At 70.6% G+C, this 18,883-nt stretch carries 15 protein-coding genes and 1 pseudogene; 5 read left to right on the forward strand and 11 right to left on the reverse strand.

What is annotated here, in order from left to right; genetic code table 11:
- Window positions 1-118 precede the first annotated feature (118 nt).
- Window positions 119-1,000, reverse strand: coding sequence for an acyl-CoA thioesterase (locus ET445_RS11305; protein WP_129191395.1), 882 nt, complete (start codon window positions 998-1,000; stop codon window positions 119-121).
- Window positions 1,001-1,107: 107 nt separating this feature from the next.
- Between ET445_RS11305 and ET445_RS11310 the strand changes: the two genes are divergently transcribed.
- On the forward strand, window positions 1,108-1,788 hold the full coding sequence (locus tag ET445_RS11310) for a DUF8185 domain-containing protein (protein WP_129191396.1): 681 nt from the start codon (window positions 1,108-1,110) through the stop codon (window positions 1,786-1,788).
- Window positions 1,789-1,851: 63 nt separating this feature from the next.
- Here the strand turns inward: ET445_RS11310 and ET445_RS11315 are convergent, their stop codons facing one another.
- The 6 genes and pseudogenes from ET445_RS11315 to ET445_RS18665 form a co-directional block, all read right to left on the reverse strand.
- The gene (locus tag ET445_RS11315) at window positions 1,852-3,510 is read right to left on the reverse strand and encodes an FAD-binding dehydrogenase (protein WP_129191397.1); all 1,659 of its coding nucleotides are present in this window, start codon (window positions 3,508-3,510) and stop codon (window positions 1,852-1,854) included.
- 67 nt (window positions 3,511-3,577) lie between these two features.
- Window positions 3,578-3,985: a globin gene (locus ET445_RS11320; RefSeq protein WP_129192525.1), complete on the reverse strand. Its 408-nt coding sequence runs from the start codon at window positions 3,983-3,985 to the stop codon at window positions 3,578-3,580.
- Window positions 3,986-4,059: 74 nt separating this feature from the next.
- Window positions 4,060-5,208 (reverse strand): mechanosensitive ion channel family protein, encoded by a 1,149-nt coding sequence (locus ET445_RS11325; RefSeq protein ID WP_129191398.1) that lies wholly within the window; start codon window positions 5,206-5,208, stop codon window positions 4,060-4,062.
- 10 nt (window positions 5,209-5,218) lie between these two features.
- Window positions 5,219-7,825 carry an aminopeptidase N gene (gene pepN, locus ET445_RS11330; protein WP_129191399.1) on the reverse strand — a complete coding sequence of 869 codons (2,607 nt, stop codon included), beginning with the start codon at window positions 7,823-7,825 and terminating at the stop codon, window positions 5,219-5,221.
- Window positions 7,826-7,874: 49 nt separating this feature from the next.
- Window positions 7,875-8,585, reverse strand: a complete 711-nt coding sequence (locus tag ET445_RS11335) for a response regulator transcription factor (RefSeq protein ID WP_129191400.1) — start codon at window positions 8,583-8,585, stop codon at window positions 7,875-7,877.
- A 223-nt stretch (window positions 8,586-8,808) separates the two neighbouring features.
- Window positions 8,809-9,366: pseudogene (locus ET445_RS18665) on the reverse strand (sensor histidine kinase); the annotation flags it as partial.
- A 226-nt stretch (window positions 9,367-9,592) separates the two neighbouring features.
- On the opposite strand from ET445_RS18665, the gene ET445_RS18050 reads away from it, so the two are divergent.
- Complete coding sequence (locus ET445_RS18050) at window positions 9,593-9,772, forward strand: hypothetical protein (protein WP_243695182.1); 180 nt, start codon at window positions 9,593-9,595, stop codon at window positions 9,770-9,772.
- Between the two features lie 144 nt (window positions 9,773-9,916).
- Here ET445_RS18050 and ET445_RS11345 read toward each other — a convergent pair whose 3' ends face one another.
- From ET445_RS11345 to pepN (ET445_RS11355), 3 genes are all read right to left on the reverse strand, one after another.
- Complete coding sequence (locus ET445_RS11345; RefSeq protein ID WP_129191401.1) at window positions 9,917-10,762, reverse strand: ABC transporter permease; 846 nt, start codon at window positions 10,760-10,762, stop codon at window positions 9,917-9,919.
- Window positions 10,759-11,670 (reverse strand): ABC transporter ATP-binding protein, encoded by a 912-nt coding sequence (locus tag ET445_RS11350; RefSeq protein WP_129191402.1) that lies wholly within the window; start codon window positions 11,668-11,670, stop codon window positions 10,759-10,761. The genes ET445_RS11345 and ET445_RS11350 overlap by 4 nt, the downstream gene beginning before the upstream one ends.
- A 128-nt stretch (window positions 11,671-11,798) precedes the next feature.
- Window positions 11,799-14,369 carry an aminopeptidase N gene (pepN, locus tag ET445_RS11355; RefSeq protein WP_129191403.1) on the reverse strand — a complete coding sequence of 857 codons (2,571 nt, stop codon included), beginning with the start codon at window positions 14,367-14,369 and terminating at the stop codon, window positions 11,799-11,801.
- Window positions 14,370-14,584: 215 nt separating this feature from the next.
- On the opposite strand from pepN (ET445_RS11355), the gene ET445_RS11360 reads away from it, so the two are divergent.
- Genes ET445_RS11360 through ET445_RS11370 form a run of 3 tightly spaced genes read left to right on the forward strand, consistent with a single transcriptional unit; the run spans window position 14,585 to window position 17,369 of the window.
- Window positions 14,585-15,787 (forward strand): Fic family protein, encoded by a 1,203-nt coding sequence (locus tag ET445_RS11360; protein WP_129191404.1) that lies wholly within the window; start codon window positions 14,585-14,587, stop codon window positions 15,785-15,787.
- A gap of 41 nt (window positions 15,788-15,828) precedes the next feature.
- Window positions 15,829-16,347, forward strand: coding sequence for a ribose-5-phosphate isomerase (locus ET445_RS11365; protein WP_129191405.1), 519 nt, complete (start codon window positions 15,829-15,831; stop codon window positions 16,345-16,347).
- A 2-nt stretch (window positions 16,348-16,349) separates the two neighbouring features.
- A complete protein-coding gene (locus ET445_RS11370; protein ID WP_129191406.1) occupies window positions 16,350-17,369 on the forward strand; it encodes an Fpg/Nei family DNA glycosylase in 1,020 nt (339 codons plus the stop codon).
- A gap of 10 nt (window positions 17,370-17,379) precedes the next feature.
- Here the strand turns inward: ET445_RS11370 and ET445_RS11375 are convergent, their stop codons facing one another.
- Window positions 17,380-18,831, reverse strand: coding sequence for an MFS transporter (locus ET445_RS11375; protein ID WP_129191407.1), 1,452 nt, complete (start codon window positions 18,829-18,831; stop codon window positions 17,380-17,382).
- Window positions 18,832-18,883 lie beyond the last annotated feature (52 nt).

An 18,883-nucleotide genomic window follows, 5' to 3' on the forward strand; every position in this document is an offset into this window, starting at 1 on the left:
TCGTCGGGTGGAGCCTGGATTCCCGTGCGGCAATTCTCGCGGCACGGAGCATCCGCCGGTCGAAACTCGCAGGATTCATTCAGACGAATGCAACGCTCCCGCCAAAGGAGCGCAGCGCTCAGTCGAACTTCGACGGGTCGGGAACTCGCACCATGCCCTCTTGGCCGACCGACGCGACGAGCACGCCGCCCTGCGTGTAGATGCGCCCGAGCGAGAGCCCGCGGCCGCCGCTCGCCGACGACGACTCCTGCGTGAACAGCAGCCACTCGTCGACGCGCGCGTTACGGTGCCACCACATGGCGTGGTCGAGGCTCGCGATCTTCAGACCGGGCGTCGTCCACGCGACGCCGTGCGCCCGCAGGATGGGCTCGAGGACCGTGTAGTCGCTCGCGTACGCGAGCGCGGCCCGGTGCAGCATGGGGTCGTCGGGGAGTCGCCCGTACGCCTTCATCCAGACGGCCTGGTGCGGCACGTGCGCACCCTCGACCTTCAAATAGATGGGCGACGGCACATGGCGGATGTCGAACGCGCGCTCGTACGACCAGTACTGGGCGATGTCGTGGTCGATGTTGCCGAGGATGTCGGCCGTCGACGGCAGGGACTCGGGGTCGGGCAGCCCTACGGGCATGTCGATCTGGTGCTCGAGCCCGATGTCTTCGGTCTGGAACGACGCGATGAGGGAGAGGATCGGGAGGCCGTGCTGATACGCCTGCGTACGGCGCGTCGAGAACGAGCGGCCGTCGTGGATTCGGTCGACGGCGAACGTGATGGGGTGCTCGATGTCGCCCGGCCGCAGGAAGTAGCCGTGCATCGAGTGCAGGAGGCGGTCGTCGCCGACCGTTCGCCCGGCTGCGACGAGCGACTGCGCGAGCACCTGGCCGCCGAACACGCGGCCGAGGGGCATCCAGTGCGACGGACCCGTGAAGATGTCCTCGGTCGTGCGGGCACCGGTGTCGGTGAGTTGCAGGGTGCTGAGCAGTCGGTCGATCGGACCGGTCATCGTTCCTCCGTCGTGGGCAGGCCTCACGCCCGCTGCGCTCGTCGCACGGCCGAGGGTGGAGGCCGTCGCCGGAGGCAGCGGCGCTCCCTTGGTAGTTTAGACAGGACATGGCCAACCACTTCACGCTCGCCGACAGCCTGTCGCTCGGCGACCTGCACACGTATCTGCAGCGTGCGGCGCGCGTCGAAGACGGCTCCGTGCGCCTCATCGCGGGTTCGGGCATCCTCGCCGTCTACACGGCGATCCTCTACCCGAGAGGCATCCTCGACGAGAGTCCCACGGTGCTGGGCCTCCGCACGTTCGCCCTCGCCGACACCGAAGACTTCGACGCCGTCGTGCCCATGCGCTCCGTCGTCGACCGCATCGTGCGCGCCCGCGCGGAGATCGGCGAGAACGACGAGTCGCACCCCGTGCGCATGTCGCGTCCGCCCGAGGTCAACACCGTCACCTGGGCGGGCATCTCGCCGCCGCGAGGCGGTTGGCGTCCGCTCGGCGAGACGGATGCCCCGCGGCTCGAGTCTGCGGCGCGCGCGGGCATCGAGGAGGTCGCCGAGGCGATCCCGACCGGCACGGGCGAGCAGCTCGTGCAGCGCGTCCGCAGCGAAGTGTGGGGCCGCGGAGTCGACGGGCTCGAGTACGTGCCCGCCGGCGCGGCGTTCGCCGCCTACAGCCTCGGGTTCCTCGGCGACGACCCCGTCGCCGTCTTCGAGACGGGCCCGTGGACGCGCCTCAGTTCGAGGCGCGGGCACGTGCTCGTGCGGCGCAAGCCCTGGACGCTCAAAGGCTGATCCGGAGAGCGAGCGGATGCCCGGGGCGCGCCCCGCGACATCCGCTCGCGCCGTTCGTGGGACTCAGCCGCGCGCGATCGCGCGCCCGGCGTTTCGGCCCGTGAAGAGGCAGCCGCCGAGGAACGTGCCCTCGAGGGCACGGTAGCCGTGCACACCGCCGCCGCCGAAGCCTGCCGCTTCGCCTGCCGCGTACAGGCCCGGCACGGGCGCGCCGTCGCTGCCGAGCACACGTGAGTCGAGGTCGGTCTGGATGCCGCCCAGGCTCTTGCGCGTGAGGATGTGGAGCTTCACCGCGATGAGCGGCCCGGCCGACGGGTCGAGGATGCGGTGCGGGGGAGCGACGCGGATGAGCTTGTCGCCCCGGTAGTGTCGGGCACCGCGGATCGCCGCGAGCTGCAGGTCTTTCGAGAAGTCGTTGTCGAGCTCGCGGTCGCGCGCGCGGATCTCGCGCTCGATCTCGTCGGTGTCGAGGGGCGCGTCGCCCGCGAGGCCGCGCATGCCCTCGAGGAGCTCGGGCAGGTTGTCGGCCACGACGAAGTCGACGCCGTGCTCCTTGAACGCCTCGACGGGGCCGGGAGCGCCCGACCCGAGCCGCTGCGCGAGCAGCCGCAGATTCTTGCCGGTCAGGTCGGGGTTCTGCTCGCTCCCCGAGAGCGCGAACTCCTTCTCGATGATCTTCTGGGTCAGCACGAACCACGAGTGCGAGTAGCCCGTCGCGACGAGGTGCTCGAGCGTGCCGAGGGTGTCGAAGCCCGGGAAGAGCGGCGCGGGGAGGCGCTTGCCCGTCGCGTCGAACCACAGCGACGACGGGCCGGGCAGGATGCGGATGCCATGCATGGGCCACACGGGGTCCCAGTTCGTGATGCCCTCGGTGTAGTGCCACATTCGGTCGCCGTTCACGAGCCGTGCGCCCGCGCGCTCGCTGATCGCGAGCATGCGGCCGTCGACGTGCGCGGGCACGCCCGAGAGCAGGTCCTCGGGCGCGGTGCCCATCCGTGACGGCCAGAACTGCCGCACGAGTTCATGGTTGCCGCCGATGCCGCCGGAGGCGACGACGACGGCGGGGGCGCGCAGCTCGAACTCGCCGACCTCGTCGCGGTTGGATGCCTCGCCGCGACCGGCCTCGTCGGGCGCGAGCACTGCGCCGCGGACGCCGACGACCGCTCCGTTCTCGACGACGAGCTCGTCGACGCGGTGACGGTGGCGGAACTCGACGAGCCCGGCGGCCTCGCCGGCCTTGACGCGCGCGATGAACGGCGCGAGAACGCCGGGGCCAGTGCCCCACGTGATGTGGAAGCGCGGCACCGAGTTGCCGTGCCCGCGCGGGCGACCGTCTCCGCGCTCGGCCCAGCCGACGATCGGGAAGAAGCGGACGCCCTTCTCGTGGAGCCACGCGCGCTTCTCGCCGGCGGCCCACTCGAGGTACGCGTCGGCCCACTTGCGGCCCCACTCGTCTTCGTCGCGGTCGAATCCGGCCGTGCCCGCCCAGTCCTGCTTCGCGAGCTCGAGCGAATCCTTCACACCCATGCGGCGCTGTTCGGGCGAGTCGACGAAGAACAGGCCGCCGAACGACCAGTGCGCCTGGCCGCCGAGACTCGCCTCGGGTTCTTGGTCGACGACGACGACGCGCTTGCCGGCGTCGACGAGCTCGGACGCCGCGACGAGGCCGGAGAGGCCTGCGCCGACGACGATCGCGTCAGGGGTGGGTTCGGGTGCGGCCACAGGGGACTCCTTCGTCTCGGGCAGGGGAGGAGGGCGCCGGAGGCGCCGATCGGGTGGGGTGGCCCGATCATTCCTCGAAGGTGTTGACCATCGCGTGCGCCGCGCGCTGGAGGTAGTCCCAGAGCACTTCTTCCGCGTACGGCGGGAGCATAAGCGTATCGACCGCGCGGCGCATGTGCAGAAGCCAGCGGTCGCGGGCGTCGGGGTTGACCTTGAACGGCATGTGCCGCATCCGCAGCCGCGGGTGCCCGCGCTCTTCGCTGTACGTGCCGGGGCCGCCCCAGTACTGCTCGAGGAACATCGTGAGGCGCCGCTCGGCAGGGCCGAGGTCTTCTTCGGGATACATGGGCTTCAGCACGGGATCGCCTGCGACGCCCTGGTAGAACTCGTGCACGAGTTTCTCGAAGGTCGCGCTGCCGCCGACCTCGTCGAAGAAGGTGACGCCGACGGCGTCGCCGTGCTCGCTCGCACGGATGGTCGCGTTCGCGGGGCGCGGCGGGCCGGATGCCTCGATGGGGACGACCGGGACGTTCTGCTCGTTCTGCTCGCTCACTCTGGCGCTCCTCCGGCGGGCGGGGGCGGCGTCTTCGGCGCTCGGTTCGGTCTCGGGCTCTTCACCTGCTCGGTCGTCATCGAGGGCGCACCGCGCCTCGCCGCCTTCTCCTTCTTCGACGCGCCGTCCGCGCGCCCCGGGACGATCGTGTTGGGCTCGGTGCGCGGCGGCTTCGCGCCCTTCACGCGGCTCGCGCCGTCGAAGCCCGTGAGGACGACGGCGTTGAGGTTCGGCATCTGCAGTTCCATCGCGTCGAGCGCGTGCTTGATGCGCGTGCGGAGCTCACGGGCGACGTCGTCCTTCGAGGTCGTGCGGACCGTGATGACGAGCCGGATCATGAGTGCGCCGTCGATGATCGCCTCGAGGCCCCAGAGTTCAGGTTTCTGCAGGATGCGCGAGCGCCACTTCGTCGACTGCCAGAGCTCGGTCGCGGTCGCGAGCAGCGTCGTCTCGACGGCCTCGATGTCTGATTCGTACGGCACGGCGACGTCGAGGATGACCCGCGCCCACCCTTGCGACATGTTGCCGACGCGCGCGATCTCGCCGTTGCGGACGAACCACATCGTGCCGTTCACGTCGCGGATCTTGGTGATGCGGATCTTCACCTCCTCGACGATGCCCGTCGCGGGCCCGAGGTCGACGACGTCGCCGACGCCGACCTGGTCTTCGACGATCATGAAGAGGCCGTTGAGGGTGTCGCGCACGATGTTCTGCGCCCCGAAGCCGAGGCCCGCGCCGATCGCCGCCGAGAGGAACGTGAACGAGCCGAGCACGTTCGGTGCGAGCACGCCGACGACCTGGAACACGACGACCGTGACGATCACGATGTTGACGATGTTGGTGAGCACCGAACCGAGCGTCCGGGTGCGTTGGACGACGCGCACGGCCGCGAGCGGCGACGCCTGCAGCGCTTGCGTGTCGGTGACGTCCTGCTTCTTCTTGACGCCCGTCACGATGCGCTTGACGATGCGGTCGATCGCGAAGTGGAGCGCCCAGCGGATGAGGAGCGCGAGACCGACGATGAGGACGATCTGGAGGATGTTGCCCAGGATGTTGGGCGAGTTCACCGTCCACCACTCGGCGAACGGCGCCCAGAAGTCTGCCCAGAACCCGAGTGGGGCTTCAGGGGCCGGTTCGAAACGCATGGGTCGGAGTCTACTGAGGGTCGGCTGCGCGCCCGCCGAAGGAGGCCTCGCCGAGCGACGCTTCGAGCGCCCGCGCGTCGAGGTCGCGCGCGACGAGGGCGCGCTCGAGCTCGGCGAGCTGCTCGGACACGATCCTGCGGAGCGGAGCCGGGGCGGCCGGGTGCGAGTCGAGCCACGACGCGGCGATCGCCGCCACGTCGGGCGCGACGAGCGGCGCCGGGAAGAGCCCCTTCACGACGATCGCGGCCATGTTCGAGCTGCGGCGACCCCACATCGTTTCGAGGGCGTCGAAGTACTCGGGCACCGTCGGTGCGAGGAGCGTCGCCGGCGCGGCGCGCCGCCACCCTTCGGCGATCGCGCGTGCGAGATCGTTCGACAGCGAGACATCCGTCGCGACCCGCCGGAAGGCGGCCGCCTTGCCTTCGAGATCGGGCCGGGCGGCGCGCGCGGTCTCGGCGAGCTGGCGGCCTTTCGCGGTGTCGTCGAGTGCGAGCGCGGCGTCGAGCTCGGCGTCGTCGCCGACGCCGAGTGCGGCGCGCGCGATCGTGAGCTCCCACCGCAGGTCGAGGTCGATCGCCAGGCCGGGCAGCGCCGTCGAGCCGTCGAGGAGCGAGCCGAGCACGTCGGCGTGGGCCGGCGTCGACGCGATGCGCGTGAACGCCTTGACGAGTTGCAGCTGCGCGTCGGAGCCTTCGCCCGCAAGCGCCGCTTGAGCCCACAGCGCGTCACCCGCTTCGGCGGCGACGATGTGCCGGTGGTCTTCGGCGACGTACTTGCCGAGGGCGGTCTCGAGACGCGTGAGGGCGAGTCCGCGCGCCGACGACTGCGTCTCGCGGCCGATACCCGCGAGGACGAGGCGTACGAAGGCCGTCGCCGGGAGCTCGGCGTCGCGTACGGCGTCCCATGCAGAGCCGAGCACGACGGCGCGGCCCACGGGGTCGTCGAGGTCGGCGAGGTGGGCGATCGCGGTCGCGAACGAGCGCTCGTCGAGCCGCACCTTCGCGTAGGTGAGGTCGTCGTCGTTCACGAGGAGGAGATCGGGCACCGGACGGCCGACGAGCTCGGGCACGTCGGTCGAGGCGCCGTCGATGTCGAGTTCGGTGCGGAACGTGCGCGCGAGCGCGCCCTCGACGAGGTCGTAGGCGCCGACCGCGAGGCGGTGCTGGCGCAGGGTCGGATGACTCGCAGCCGCCGTCTGCTCGATGCGGGCGGCGGCGATGAGGCCCGAGCCATCCGTCTCGACGACGAGCCGGAGCGTGTTGACGCCCGCAGTCTCGAGCCATGCCTTCGACCACTCGCCGAGCGAGCGGCCGCTCGCGACCTCGAGTTCGGCCAGGAGGTCGGCGAGGGTCGCGTTGCCGCCGCCGTGCTTCGCGAGGTACGCGCCGACGCCGCGCTGGAACGCGTCGAGCCCGGCCCACGCCACGAGCTGCTTCAGCACCGACGCGCCTTTGTCGTAGGTGATGGCGTCGAAGTTGACCTCGACGTCGGCCAGGTCGCGGATCTCGGCGACGATGGGATGCGTCGAAGGCAGCTGGTCTTGCTCGGCTGCGTAGGTTTTCTCGTCGCTCGCGAACGTCGCCCACACGCCCGTGAACTCGGTCACCTGCGAGGTCGCAAGCGTCGACGCCCAGGTTGCGAACGACTCGTTGAGCCACAGGTCGTTCCACCACTTCATGGTCACCGAGTTGCCGAACCACATGTGGCTGAGCTCGTGCAGCACGACGATCGCGCGCTGCTCGCGGCGGGCGTCGGAGACGCGCGAGCGGAACAGGTAGCCCTCGTTGAAGGTCACCGCGCCGACGTTCTCCATGGCGCCCCAGTTGTACTCGGGCACGAAGATCTGGTCGTACTTGCCGTACGGGTAGGGCACGCCGAAGGCGTTCTCGTAGAACGCGAGTCCGGCCTGCACGGTCTCGAACATGACGTCGGGCTCGGCGTACTTGGCGAGCGAGCGGCGCGTGAAGAGGCCGAGCGGCACGTCGCGGCCGTCGACGCTCGCAGCACTGCCGTGCCACGAGGCGTAGGGCCCCGCGATGATCGCGACGATGTAGCTCGAGATGGCCGGTCCGGTCTCGAAGGCCCAGGTGGAGCTTCGGGATGTCTCGTCGGCCACGGGCACCGGCGAGGCCGCGTTGCTCAGCACCGTCCAGTGCGCGGGTGCTGTGATCGTGAAGCGGACGCCCGCCTTGAGATCGGGCTGGTCGAAGACCGCGTAGACGCGGTTCGCCTCGGCGACGGCGAACTCGGTGTAGAGGTAGGTCTCGCCGTCGACGGGGTCGGTGAACTTGTGGAGGCCCTCGCCCGTGTTCGTATACGCGTTCGTCGAGACGACGCGAAGCTCGTTGTCGGCGGCGAGGTCGTCGAGACGGATGCGTGTGCCGTCGGAAGCCGCCGCGGGGTCGAGCACGCGTCCGTTGAGCTCGAGTTCGTGGATCGCGACCGTCGTCGCCTCGATGAAGGTCGACGCGCCGGGAGTCGCGCGGAAGCGCGCGACCGTCTCGGAGCGGAACTCATCGCCCGGCAGCGTGAGGTCGAGGGTGACGTCGTAGGCGGGGGAGGAGACGATCCCCGCTCGCTGTTCGGCTTCGGTGCGGGTGAGGTTCGCAGCGGGCATGACGTCCTTCCGGGTCGCTTGTGGCTTCCGTCAGCCTAGCGAGGCGCGCTCAGCCTTCCGCGAGCAGTCCGTGCTCGTACGCGAGGATCACGAGTCGCACGCGGTCGCGCGCGTCGAGCTTCTGCAGGAGGTGCCCGACGTGGGTCTTGACCGTCGACTCCGACAGGAAGAACCGCTCGGCGAGCTCGGCGTTGTTGAGGCCTTCGGCGATCGCGATGAGGATCTCGCGCTCGCGCGCGGTGAGCGCCGCGATGGCGGCGGCGTGCGGGTCGCGGGCGGCCGAGGCATCCGGACCTCCGGTGGGTTCGCCGCCGGGCGCGACCGGCACCCGGTCGGCGAACAGTTCGAGCATGCGCCGTGTCACGCGCGGCGAGAGCGCCGCCTCGCCCGAGTGCACCGTGCGGATCGCGGCCACGAGCTCTTCGGGCCGCACGTCTTTGAGGAGGAAGCCGCTCGCCCCCGCGCGGATCGCCGCGAACGCGTACTCGTCGAGGTCGAACGTCGTGAGCACGAGGATGTGCGGCGGGTCTGCGAGCGTCGAGATCGCCGCGGTCGCCTCGATGCCGTCCATGCCGGGCATGCGGACGTCCATGAGGACGACGTCGGGTGCCGCGTCGCGCACGAGGGCGAGCGCTTCGCGCCCGTCGGATGCCTCGCCGACGATCTCGATCCCGGGCTCGGCCTCGAGGACGAGCCGGAATCCGGTGCGGACGAGCGACTGGTCGTCGACGATGCCGACTCGCACCGGGACATCCATCATGTATTGCTCCTGTTCGTCGTGAGGGTGACGCGCATCCGCCAGCCGCCACCGCGCAGCGGGCCCGCCTCGACTGTGCCGTCGTAGAGCGCTGCGCGCTCGCGCACCCCGGTGAGGCCGCGTCCGGCGCCCGTCGTGGCGGGGCTGCTCGTGCTCGCGGCGACTCCCGCGCCGCCGGCGCCCCCGGACCGCCGTCTTCGACGACGATCTCGACGACGTCGTCGCGGTAGGCGACCGCGACGTCGACCCGGTCGGTGCGCCCGCCGTGGCGGAGCGCGTTCGTGAGGCCCTCCTGCACGATGCGGTAGATCGTGAGCCCGAGGGCGGGATCGTCGTTCGGCGGGACTCCCGTCGTCGTCAGCCACACCGGGAGCCCCGCCTCGCGGAAGCCGTCGACGAGTTCGGGGAGCTCTGCGACATCGGGCTGCGGGTGGCGCTCGGCCGGGACATCCGCTTCGTCAGACGCGTTCAGCACGCCGAGCATGCGCCGCATGTCGCCGAGCGCCTCGCGGCCCGTCTCGGCGACGCCGCGCATGAGCTCGGCGGCCCGCTCGGGGTCGCGCGGGGCGGACGCGGCCGACCCCTCGGCCATCGTGATCATGACCGTGAGCCCGTGCGACACGATGTCGTGCATCTCGCGCGCGATCCGCGCCCGCTCGTCGGCCGCCGCGAGCCGCACTCGCTGATCGCGCTCGCGCGCGAGGTCGTGCGCGCGAGCGATGAGCGCCGCGAGATACCGGCGCCGGTTGCCGACCGTGACGCCGAGGAGCACGGCGACGAGCATGAGCACGACGTACTGGGTGATGGTGCTCCCGAGGGGGTCGTACTCGCGCCCTTCGAACCCGCGGGTGATGAAACCGGCCGTGCCGAACAGCACCGGCACGTACGCGACGCCGACCGACAAGGCTGCGGAGACGCCGTATCCGATCCACGCGTCGCGCGTCGACCGGTATGCACCGAGCGCGTAGAGCGCGAGCAGCACCGCGAACGACTCGTTCGAGAACGGCGAGGTGAGCACGCAGGCTCCCCAGGCGATCGCGAACACGAGCCACGGCCGCGTGCGCCGGAACAGGAACAGCGCGACGCCCGCGGCGATCGCCGCCGCGATGTGGACGGCCGTCATCCCCCACGTCGGACCCCCCGGCATGAGCGACACCGCGATCGCCCCGAGGATCGTCGGCACGAGGTAGAACCCCGCGATGAGCCCGTCGGTGAGGCGCGGATGCCTCGCCCAGAACTGCCGGATGACCCCCGGTGGCTTCGGCAGCAGAACGCCTCCCTCTGTGCCCGTATCGGGGCCGAGGGAGGCGCTCTGCCGTGCCATGTTCAGGATGTTACGCGTCGCGGCGCTTGAGGAGCACGGATGCGCCCGTGAGCGACACGGCCGTCCAGCCGAGCGTGAGGAGCAGGCTCTGCCACACGTTCGGGTCGGTCGACGCCGGGTCGATGAGCGACGGCGGGGTCGTCATCGTCGAGCCCGCCGAGGCGAGCAGGAACGGCACGATGTCGTGCGCCCAGTCGGCCGGGATGAGCTGGAGGATCATGGGCACGAGCAGGATGAAGCCGAGGACGACCGCGATGCCGCCTGCACTCGAGCGGAGCATCGCCCCGACGCCGAGCGCGAACACCGACACGAGGGCCAGGTAGAGCGCGCCGAGGGCGAGCGGCTGCAGCACCTCGGGGTCGAAGAGGCTCGCCTCGACGCCCGCACCCGAGAACACGAGGTTCGCGACGAGGAACGCCGCGACGAGCGCGACCGCCGAGACGACGAACGTCGCGACGAACAGCACGACGGCCTTCGCCGCGAGCACCGGCAGGCGCTTGGGCGTCGCCTGGAACGACGAGCGGATCATGCCCGTCGTGTACTCGCCGCTGATCGACAGCACGCCGAGCACGCCCACGACGAGTTGCCCGAACAGGACGCCGAACGATGCCGCCTGCACGACGAAGCCGACCTGCTGGTCGGCGGGCGCCTGCGAGACATCCATGTTGCCGCCCATGCCGCCTGTGAACGTCGCCGACATGAGCCACGCCATGCCGACCGCGATGACGACGACGATCGCGTACGACCACACGGTCGAGCGGAGGCTCTTGAGCTTGATCCACTCCGAGTTGAGGAGCCCCGCGAAGGTCGGGTTGCGACGCTGGGTCGGGACGGCGGTGAGGGCTGCGGCGGTCATCGGACGGCCTCCGTTCGGTACTCGACGACGTCGGCCGTGAGGGCCATGTAAGCCTCTTCGAGCGACGCGGACTGGGTGGTGAGTTCGTGCAAGGCGAGGCCGTTCGCGGCTGCGAGGTCTCCGATGACGGATGCCTCGTGACCCGTCACCTCGAGGACGCCGCCCTCGCTCCGGACGATCGCGACCTCGGGGGCCGCGAGCAGGTCGGCGAGTTGCGACGAGTGCGGCGACCGCACCCGCACGCGGGGACGCGTGCCGCCCGCGATGACGTCGGAGACGGGCGCGTCGACGATGACCTCGCCTTTGCCGAGCACGATGAGGTGGTCGGCCGTGAGGGCCATCTCGCTCATGAGGTGCGACGAGAGGAAGACCGTGCGGCCTTCGTCGGCGAGGTGGCGGACGAGCCGGCGCACCCACAGCACGCCCTCGGGGTCGAGCCCGTTGACGGGCTCGTCGAGGAGGAGGGTCGCGGGGTCGCCGAGGAGAGCCGCCGCGATGCCGAGCCGCTGGCCCATGCCGAGCGAGAACCCGCCGACGCGCTTGCGCGCGACCGACTCGAGGCCCGTGAGCTCGATGACCTCGGCGACGCGCTTCCTGCCGATGCCGTGCGTCGCGGCCATCGCGAGGAGGTGGTTCTCGGCGGTGCGGCCCGTGTGCACGGCCTTCGCGTCGAGCAGGGCGCCGACCTCGCGGAGCGGCGCCTTGTGCTCGGCGTACGGCTTGCCGTTGACGGTGACCGTGCCGGCGCTCGGGCGGTCGAGGCCCACGATCATGCGCATCGTGGTCGACTTGCCCGCGCCGTTCGGGCCGAGGAAGCCCGTGACCCGGCCCGGTTGGACGGTGAAGGTGATGTCGTTGACGGCGGTCTTGGCGCCGTAGCGCTTCGAGAGCCCGGTAGCGGTGATCATGTCAACGAATCTACGGATGCCTCGGAGGGGGCACATCCGTCCCCGGAACGGTTGTGGGCGGCCCCGGTCTCGTACCTGGGTACGAGTCGGGACCGCCCACGGTGCCGTGCGGGGTGCTGCGGCGTTGCCTACTCGGCGTCGCGCGCTTGCGCGCGGAGCGCGCGGTCGGTTCCCGCGACCGATTCGACGACGAGCCGGCGGAGGGCCGGTGCGGCGTCGGGGTGGGCGTCGAGCCACGTGTGCGCCGCCTGCGAGAGTTCCTGGCTCGCAAGGGGCGACGGGTAGAGCAGCTCGACGAGCTTCTCGGCGATCGCGTAGCTGCGGTCGGCCCACACCCGCTCGAGGATGCCGAAGTAGCGCTCGACGAACGGCGCGAGGAGCGCCGTGTCGTCGGCGCGGAGGAAGCCCGCCGCCGTCGTGCGGACGACCGAGTTCGAAGCCGTGTCGAGGTCGACGATCGACGCCCACGCGCGTTCCTTGCCCTCGGCCGTCGGGAGTGCGGCACGTGCGTGCGCGGCCGACTCCTGACCCGTGACGGTGTTGTCCTCGGCGAGGCGCGCGTCGATGTCGTCGTCGCCCGCGCGGCCGGCTGCGACGAGTGCGATGAGGAGCTCCCAGCCGAGGTCGGTGTCGATGTCGAGCCCGTCGAGTGAGACTTCGCCCGCGAAGAGCGCCGCGAGGTCGTCGACGTGCGTGCCGGCCTCGGCGAGCGAAGCGAACGCCTTCACGAACTGGAACTGCGCGTCGCTGCCCGCGGGCGCGCCCTGCGCGAGCGACCAGAACGCGTCGGCGAGCGTTCGGCGTGCGTCGGAACGCCGCTCAGGGGCGACGTAGGAGGACGCGGCGAGGATCGCGTTCGCGATGATGATGCGCAGCGTCGTCGACTCGGTCTCGCTCGCGACGTTGCCGACGACGAGGTCGAGGTAGTCGCTCGCGGCGGTCTCGCCGTCGCGCGTCGCGTCCCACACGGCGCTCCACACGAGGGCGCGTGCGAGCGGGCTCTCGAACGCCGAGAGGTTCGCAAGGGCGACCCGATGGGATGCCTCGTCGAGACGGATCTTCGCGTACGCGAGGTCGTCGTCGTTCAGCAGGATGAGATCGGGGCGTGCGAGCCCGACGAGCTCGGCGACATCCGTGCGCTCGCCGTCGACGTCGAGTTCGACGCGGTGCTCGCGCACGAGTTTGCCGCCCTTCAGGTTGTAGAAGCCGATCGCGAGGCGGTGCGGGCGGATCGTGGGGTAGTCGGCGGCAGCCGACTGGAGCACTGCGAACGACGTGATCGCGCCCGAGTCATCCGTCGCGATCTCAGGACGGAGCGTGTTCACGCCCGCCGTCTCGAGCCACGCCTTCGCCCAGCCCGACAGATCGCGTCCGCTCGCGGTCTCGAGCTCGGCGAGGAGGTCGGCGAGGGTCGTGTTGCCCCACGCGTGCTTGCGGAAGTACGCGCCGACGCCCGCGAAGAACGCGTCGATGCCGACCCACGCGGCGAGCTGCTTGAGGACCGAGCCGCCCTTGGCGTAGGTGATGCCGTCGAAGTTCACGAGCACGTCTTCGAGGTCGCGGATCTCGGCCACGATCGGGTGCGTCGAGGGGAGCTGGTCTTGGCGGTACGCCCACGCCTTCTCCATCGAGTTGAACGTCGTCCACGCCTCGTGCCACTCGGTGGCCTCGGCGGTCGCGATCGTCGACGCCCACTCGGCGAACGACTCGTTGAGCCAGAGGTCGTTCCACCACTTCATCGTGACGAGGTCGCCGAACCACATGTGCGCGAGCTCGTGGAGGATCGTGACGACGCGGCGCTCCTTGATGGCGTCGGTCACCTTCGAGCGGAACACGTAGACCTCGGTGAAGGTCACGGCGCCGGCGTTCTCCATCGCGCCCGCGTTGTACTCGGGGACGAAGAGCTGGTCGTATTTGTCGAACGGGTAGGCGACGCCGAACTTCTGCTCGAAGTAGGCGAAGCCCTGCTTGGTCTTCTCGAAGATGTAGTCGGCGTCGAGGTACTGCGAGAGGCTCTTGCGGCTGAAGACGCCGAGCGGCACGACCTTGCCGTCGGAGCTCGTGAGCTCGTCGCGCACGACGTCGTAGGGGCCCGCGATGAGCGCCGTGATGTAGCTGGAGATGCGCGGAGTGGGCTCGAAGGCCCACGTCGCCTTCGACACGTCGTCCGCGCGGCGGCCCGACGGGTGGATCGTCGGCTCGGGCGTGGGCTGGTTCGACACGACCTGCCAGTGGCTCGGCGCCGTCACGGTGAAGCGGAACGCGGCCTTCAGGTCGGGCTGCTCGAACACCGCGAACATGCGCCGCGAGTCGGGCACCTCGAACTGCGTGTAGAGGTAGACCTCGCCGTCGGCGGGGTCGACGAAGCGGTGCAGGCCCTCGCCCGTGTGCATGTACCGGCCGTCTGCGACGACGACGAGTTCGTTCTCGGCGGCGAGGTTCGGCAGCTGGATGCGCACGCCGTCGCTCACCTCGGCGGGGTCGAGGGCGACGCCGTTGAGGGTGACCGAGTCCACGGCCGCCGTGATGTGGTCGATGAACGTCGACGCGCCCGGCGTCGACGCGGCGAAGCGCACCGTGGTCGTGGTCTTGAAGACGTCGGGGCCGGTCGTCACGTCGAGCACGACGTCGTAGTCGTGGACGGTGACGAGCGCGGCGCGCTCCTCGGCTTCGAGTCTGGTGAGGTTCTCTCCGGGCACGTGCGCTCCTTCGCGATATCGACGCGGCTTCTGGCCGCGGGCAACGCGAAACAGCCTAGTCCGCGGGGGTCGCGACGCCGAGAGGGGGCGCTGCGCCGACGGCGAACGAGCGCGGATGTCTCTCCCGCGGCAAGCTCGGAGGGACGGCCGTCGACCATGCATCTCTCGCGGTGCTAAGCAAAGGTTACGAGAACAAACTTTGCTAAGATTCGGACATGGCGAAGGAGAACCGAACTCCCTCCTCGTGGCCTGCCGTCGCATACGAGTCGCACGAGTGGGTTCGCGAAGGAGACGAGGTCGCCTCCCGACGCGCGCTCCGGCGCGCGCAGGGCCCCTACTCCGCAGCTGTTCCGCCGGGCATCGCCACCGCGTACGTCGCGCTGCGCTCCGAGACGCTCGCGCTCGCCGACGACGCGTCGCAGGAACTCGCGCGGTTCGACGCCGAGACCGGCCTGATCGCCGCGCCGTTCGCGTCGATCCTGCTCCGCACCGAGTCCGCCTCGAGTTCCGAGGTCGAGAACCTGACGTCGAGCGCGAAGCAGGTCGCGCTCGCCGAGCTCGGTGCATCGCAGTCGCCCAACGCCCGACTCGTCGTCGCGAACGTGCGTGCGATGACCGCGGCGATCGACCTCTCGCACCGCATCGACGAGCGATCGATCATCGCGATGCACGACGCTCTCCTGCGTGCGTCCGCGCCGCGCATGGTCGGGGCATGGCGTGACGAACAGGTCTGGATCGGCGGAGGCGGCATCTCGCCGCACCACGCGAGCTTCGTCCCACCCCACCACGATCGCGTCGACGCGCTCATGCTCGACCTCGTCGAATTCGCCGCCCGAACCGACGTCCCCGTGCTCGCGCACGCAGCGATCGCACACGCCCAGTTCGAGACGATCCATCCGTTCCCCGACGGCAACGGCCGCACCGGCAGGGCGCTCCTGCAGAGCATGCTGCGGGCCGGCCGACTGACCCGCAACGTCGCGATCCCCGTCTCAGCCGGGCTGCTGCGCGACACCGAGGCCTACTTCGACGCACTCGGCGCGTACCGGGCCGGCAGGCCGGACGCGATCGTCGAGGCCGTCGCCGAGGCATCCTTCGCCGCCGTGCGGAACGGGCGGCGACTCGTCGACGACATCCGCGCGGCGCAGGCGCGGTGGCGATCGGTCGTCGTGGCGCGGAGCGACGCGTCCGTGCACAGGGTCACCGAGCACCTCTTGCGCCAGCCGATCGTGAACACCACATCGGTCGCGGCGGCGGTCGGTGTGAGCGAGGTCTCCGCCCAGCACGCGATCGACACGCTGGTCGATGCGGGCGTGCTCGTCAAGATCTCCGGAGGCGAGCGCTACCGGCTCTGGCAGGCCACCGAAGTGCTCACGGCGCTCGACGCGTTCGCCGCACGGGCGCGCCGAAGCCGCGGCTGAACCGCGACGGTCGGGCGCCGAGGCATCCGTAGAATCGACGCATGCGCATCCACATCGCGACCGACCACGCCGGCCTCGAATTCAGCCGGACCCTCGTCGACCACCTGACCAACGCCGGTCACGAGGTCGTCGACCACGGGCCGACCGAGTACGACGCGCTCGACGACTACCCGGCGTTCTGCATCAATGCGGCGCTCGGCGTCGCGCGCGACCAGGCCGCGGGCGTGCGCACGCTCGGCGTCGTGTTCGGCGGCTCGGGCAACGGCGAGCAGATCGCCGCGAACAAGGTCGAAGGCATCCGCGCCGCACTCGTCTGGAGCATGGACACGGCGATCCTCGCCCGCCAGCACAACGACGCCAACGTCATCTCCATCGGCGCCCGCCAGCACACCGTCGAAGAGGCGATCCGCTACATCGACGCGTTCATCGCCGAGCCGTTCTCGGGCGACGAGCGGCACGTGCGCCGCATCGCGCAGCTCGCCGAGTACGAGACGACGGGCGACATCGTCGGCAAGGGCGTCGACGTCGCGGCTGACGCTCCCGCCGCTTCCGCGGAGTAGCGATGCCCGAGGGCCATTCCGTCCACCGCATCACCCGCCAGTTCGAGCGCAACTTCGTCGGGCACATCGTGCACGCGTCGAGTCCGCAGGGCCGGTTCGCGGCGGGGGCGGCCGAGATCGACGGGCGGCGGATGCTTCAAGCGCGCGCCGTGGGCAAGCAGATGTTCCTCGAGTTCGAGGGCGACGTGTGGTTGCGCGTGCACCTCGGCATGTACGGTGCATGGGATTTCGCGGGAGACATCCTCATGGATGCCACGATCGCATCCGCGAACGGACGCATAGGGCAGACCAACCAACGCGGTACCTTCATCGACTCGCCGAACCCCGACGCCGTCGTGCTCGACGCGCCCGTCTTCGACCGAGCGGGCGAGAACTCGCTCACCTCGATCGGCGCACCGCGGAAGGCGCGCCTGCGCATGTCGGAGTCCGAGAAAGACGGAGGGGCGCTCGACGTGTTCCCGCCCGAGCCCGTCGGGCAAGTGCGCGTGCGGCTTCTCACCGACACCGTGAGCGCCGACCTCCGCGGCCCGACGGCGTGCGAGGTGCTCGACCCCGCGCAGGTCGAGCAGGTGGTCGCGAAGCTCGGCCCCGATCCGCTCCTCGACGACGGGCCCGAGGCCGAAGAGCAGTTCACGCGTGTCGTCCGCAAGAAGCCGACGCCCGTCGGCCTCCTCCTCATGGACCAGAACGTCGTCGCCGGCATCGGCAACGTGTATCGCGCCGAGCTCCTCTTCCGCGCCCGCCAGAACCCGCACACGCCCGGCAGGCTCGTGCCCGAAGAACACGTGCGGCACCTCTGGCGCGACTGGGCGAAGCTCCTCGCGATCGGCGTCGAGACCGGCCAGATGATGACGATGGACGGGCTCAGCACCGACGAATGGCGGGCCGCCATGGCCAACCGCGCCGACCGGCACTGGGTGTACAAGCGCGAGGGGCTGCCGTGTCGGGTGTGCGGCACGAACATCGTGCTCGAAGAGATGGGTGCCCGGAAGCTCTACTGGTGCCCCTACTGCCAGGCGTGAGCCGACACCGCTAGGCGACGTCTTCAGGAAGCGACGGGTGCTCGCCCGGGTGCGGCGCGGGCTTCGGAATCGCAAGGCCGAGGGCGCCCGCGACGACGGCCGCGCCGAGCCCGATGAGGTAGGTGAGCTCGAACCCCGCGCGTGACGGCACGGGGATGCCGCCCATGTCGGTCGACGACGCCGCGAGCACGGCGCCCATGACGGCCGCGGCGGTGCTCGTGCCGAGCGAGCGCATGAGCGCGTTGAGGCCGTTCGCGGCGCCGGTCTCGCTCGCAGGCACGGCTCGCATGATGAGGATCGGCATGGCGGCGTACCCGAGTCCGATGCCGACGCCGATGATCGTGTTGAGCAGGAAGATGTGCCACACCTCGGTCGAGGCGACGAGCGCGACGGCGTAGGCGATGGCGAGGGCTCCGGCGCCGCCGACGAGAAGGGACTTCGCGCCGAGACGTCGGTCGAGCCGGGCGGCGACGGGCGACATGAGCATCATGACGACGCCGAGCGGCATGATCACGAGGCTCGCGGCGAGGAGCGAGAGTCCGAGGCCTACGCCCGTCGCGACGGGGAGTTCAAGGAGCTGGGGGAGCGTGACGTTCGACGCGAAGAACGCGAATCCCATGGCGATCGACGCGAGGTTCGTGATGAGCACGGGTGGGCGCGCGGCGACGCGCAGGTCGACGAGCGGGTCGCGGATGCGCAGTTCGAACCGTCCCCAGACGAGGAGGACGGCGATGCCGCCGAGGCCTGCGACGAGCGTCGTCGGGGCGAGCCAGCCCCACTCGTCGCCCTGCGCGATCGCGATGAGGAGCCCTGAGAGGCCGACGGCGAGCCCGATCGCCCCGACGAAGTCGAATCGGCCGGGCGTGCGCAGCGTCGACACGGGGACGAACGCGAACACGAGCGGGATCAGGACGATGCCGAGGGCGCCCGCGACCCAGAACAGCAGATGCCAGTCGGCGTTCTCCGCGATGATCGCGCTCACGGGCAGGCCGAGCGCACCTCCGACGCCGAGGGTCGCGCTGATGAGGGCGACGGCGCCGCCGATGCGGTGCTCGGGCAGTTCATCTCGGAGGATCGCGATGCCGAGCGGGATGACGCCCGTGACGGCGCCCTGGAGACCGCGGCCGACGAGGAGCCACACCAGGTCGTGCGAGGCCCCTGCGATGACGCTGCCGACGATGAGGACGACGAGGAGGCCGAGCACGACCCGGCGCTTGCCGTAGAGATCGCCGAGACGCCCGGCGATCGGGGTCGTCGCGGCAGCGACGAGCAGGGTCACGGTCACGACCCACGCCGTCGCATCGCGGTCGGCGCGGAGCAGCTCGGGGAACCGCGCCTGGATGGGGACGACGATCGTGAACATGAACGACGCGCACACACCCGAGAGGGCGAGCACGGCGACGAGCGGCCACGTCGGGCGTGCGCGGCTGAGCCGTTCGCGCTCGCCGGATGTTCCGCTCATCGCCGTCAGACTATGCCCGGCCGCCGACGGTCGGCACCGGCGTTAGGGTGAA

This window comes from Agromyces protaetiae (genome assembly GCF_004135405.1).
GTDB lineage: Bacteria > Actinomycetota > Actinomycetes > Actinomycetales > Microbacteriaceae > Agromyces > Agromyces protaetiae.

What these genes read in the sequence shown, in the direction of transcription:
- ET445_RS11310 (WP_129191396.1), top strand. Translation starts at nt 1,108, where the DNA reads ATGGCCAACCACTTCACGCTCGCCGACAGCCTGTCGCTCGGCGACCTG.
- ET445_RS11375 (WP_129191407.1), bottom strand. Translation starts at nt 18,831, where the DNA reads ATGAGCGGAACATCCGGCGAGCGCGAACGGCTCAGCCGCGCACGCCCG.
- ET445_RS11305 (WP_129191395.1), bottom strand. Translation starts at nt 1,000, where the DNA reads ATGACCGGTCCGATCGACCGACTGCTCAGCACCCTGCAACTCACCGAC.
- ET445_RS11350 (WP_129191402.1), bottom strand. Translation starts at nt 11,670, where the DNA reads ATGATCACCGCTACCGGGCTCTCGAAGCGCTACGGCGCCAAGACCGCC.
- ET445_RS11360 (WP_129191404.1), top strand. Translation starts at nt 14,585, where the DNA reads ATGGCGAAGGAGAACCGAACTCCCTCCTCGTGGCCTGCCGTCGCATAC.
- ET445_RS11370 (WP_129191406.1), top strand. Translation starts at nt 16,350, where the DNA reads ATGCCCGAGGGCCATTCCGTCCACCGCATCACCCGCCAGTTCGAGCGC.
- ET445_RS11365 (WP_129191405.1), top strand. Translation starts at nt 15,829, where the DNA reads ATGCGCATCCACATCGCGACCGACCACGCCGGCCTCGAATTCAGCCGG.
- ET445_RS11335 (WP_129191400.1), bottom strand. Translation starts at nt 8,585, where the DNA reads ATGATGGATGTCCCGGTGCGAGTCGGCATCGTCGACGACCAGTCGCTC.
- ET445_RS11325 (WP_129191398.1), bottom strand. Translation starts at nt 5,208, where the DNA reads ATGCGTTTCGAACCGGCCCCTGAAGCCCCACTCGGGTTCTGGGCAGAC.
- ET445_RS11345 (WP_129191401.1), bottom strand. Translation starts at nt 10,762, where the DNA reads ATGACCGCCGCAGCCCTCACCGCCGTCCCGACCCAGCGTCGCAACCCG.
- pepN (WP_129191399.1), bottom strand. Translation starts at nt 7,825, where the DNA reads ATGCCCGCTGCGAACCTCACCCGCACCGAAGCCGAACAGCGAGCGGGG.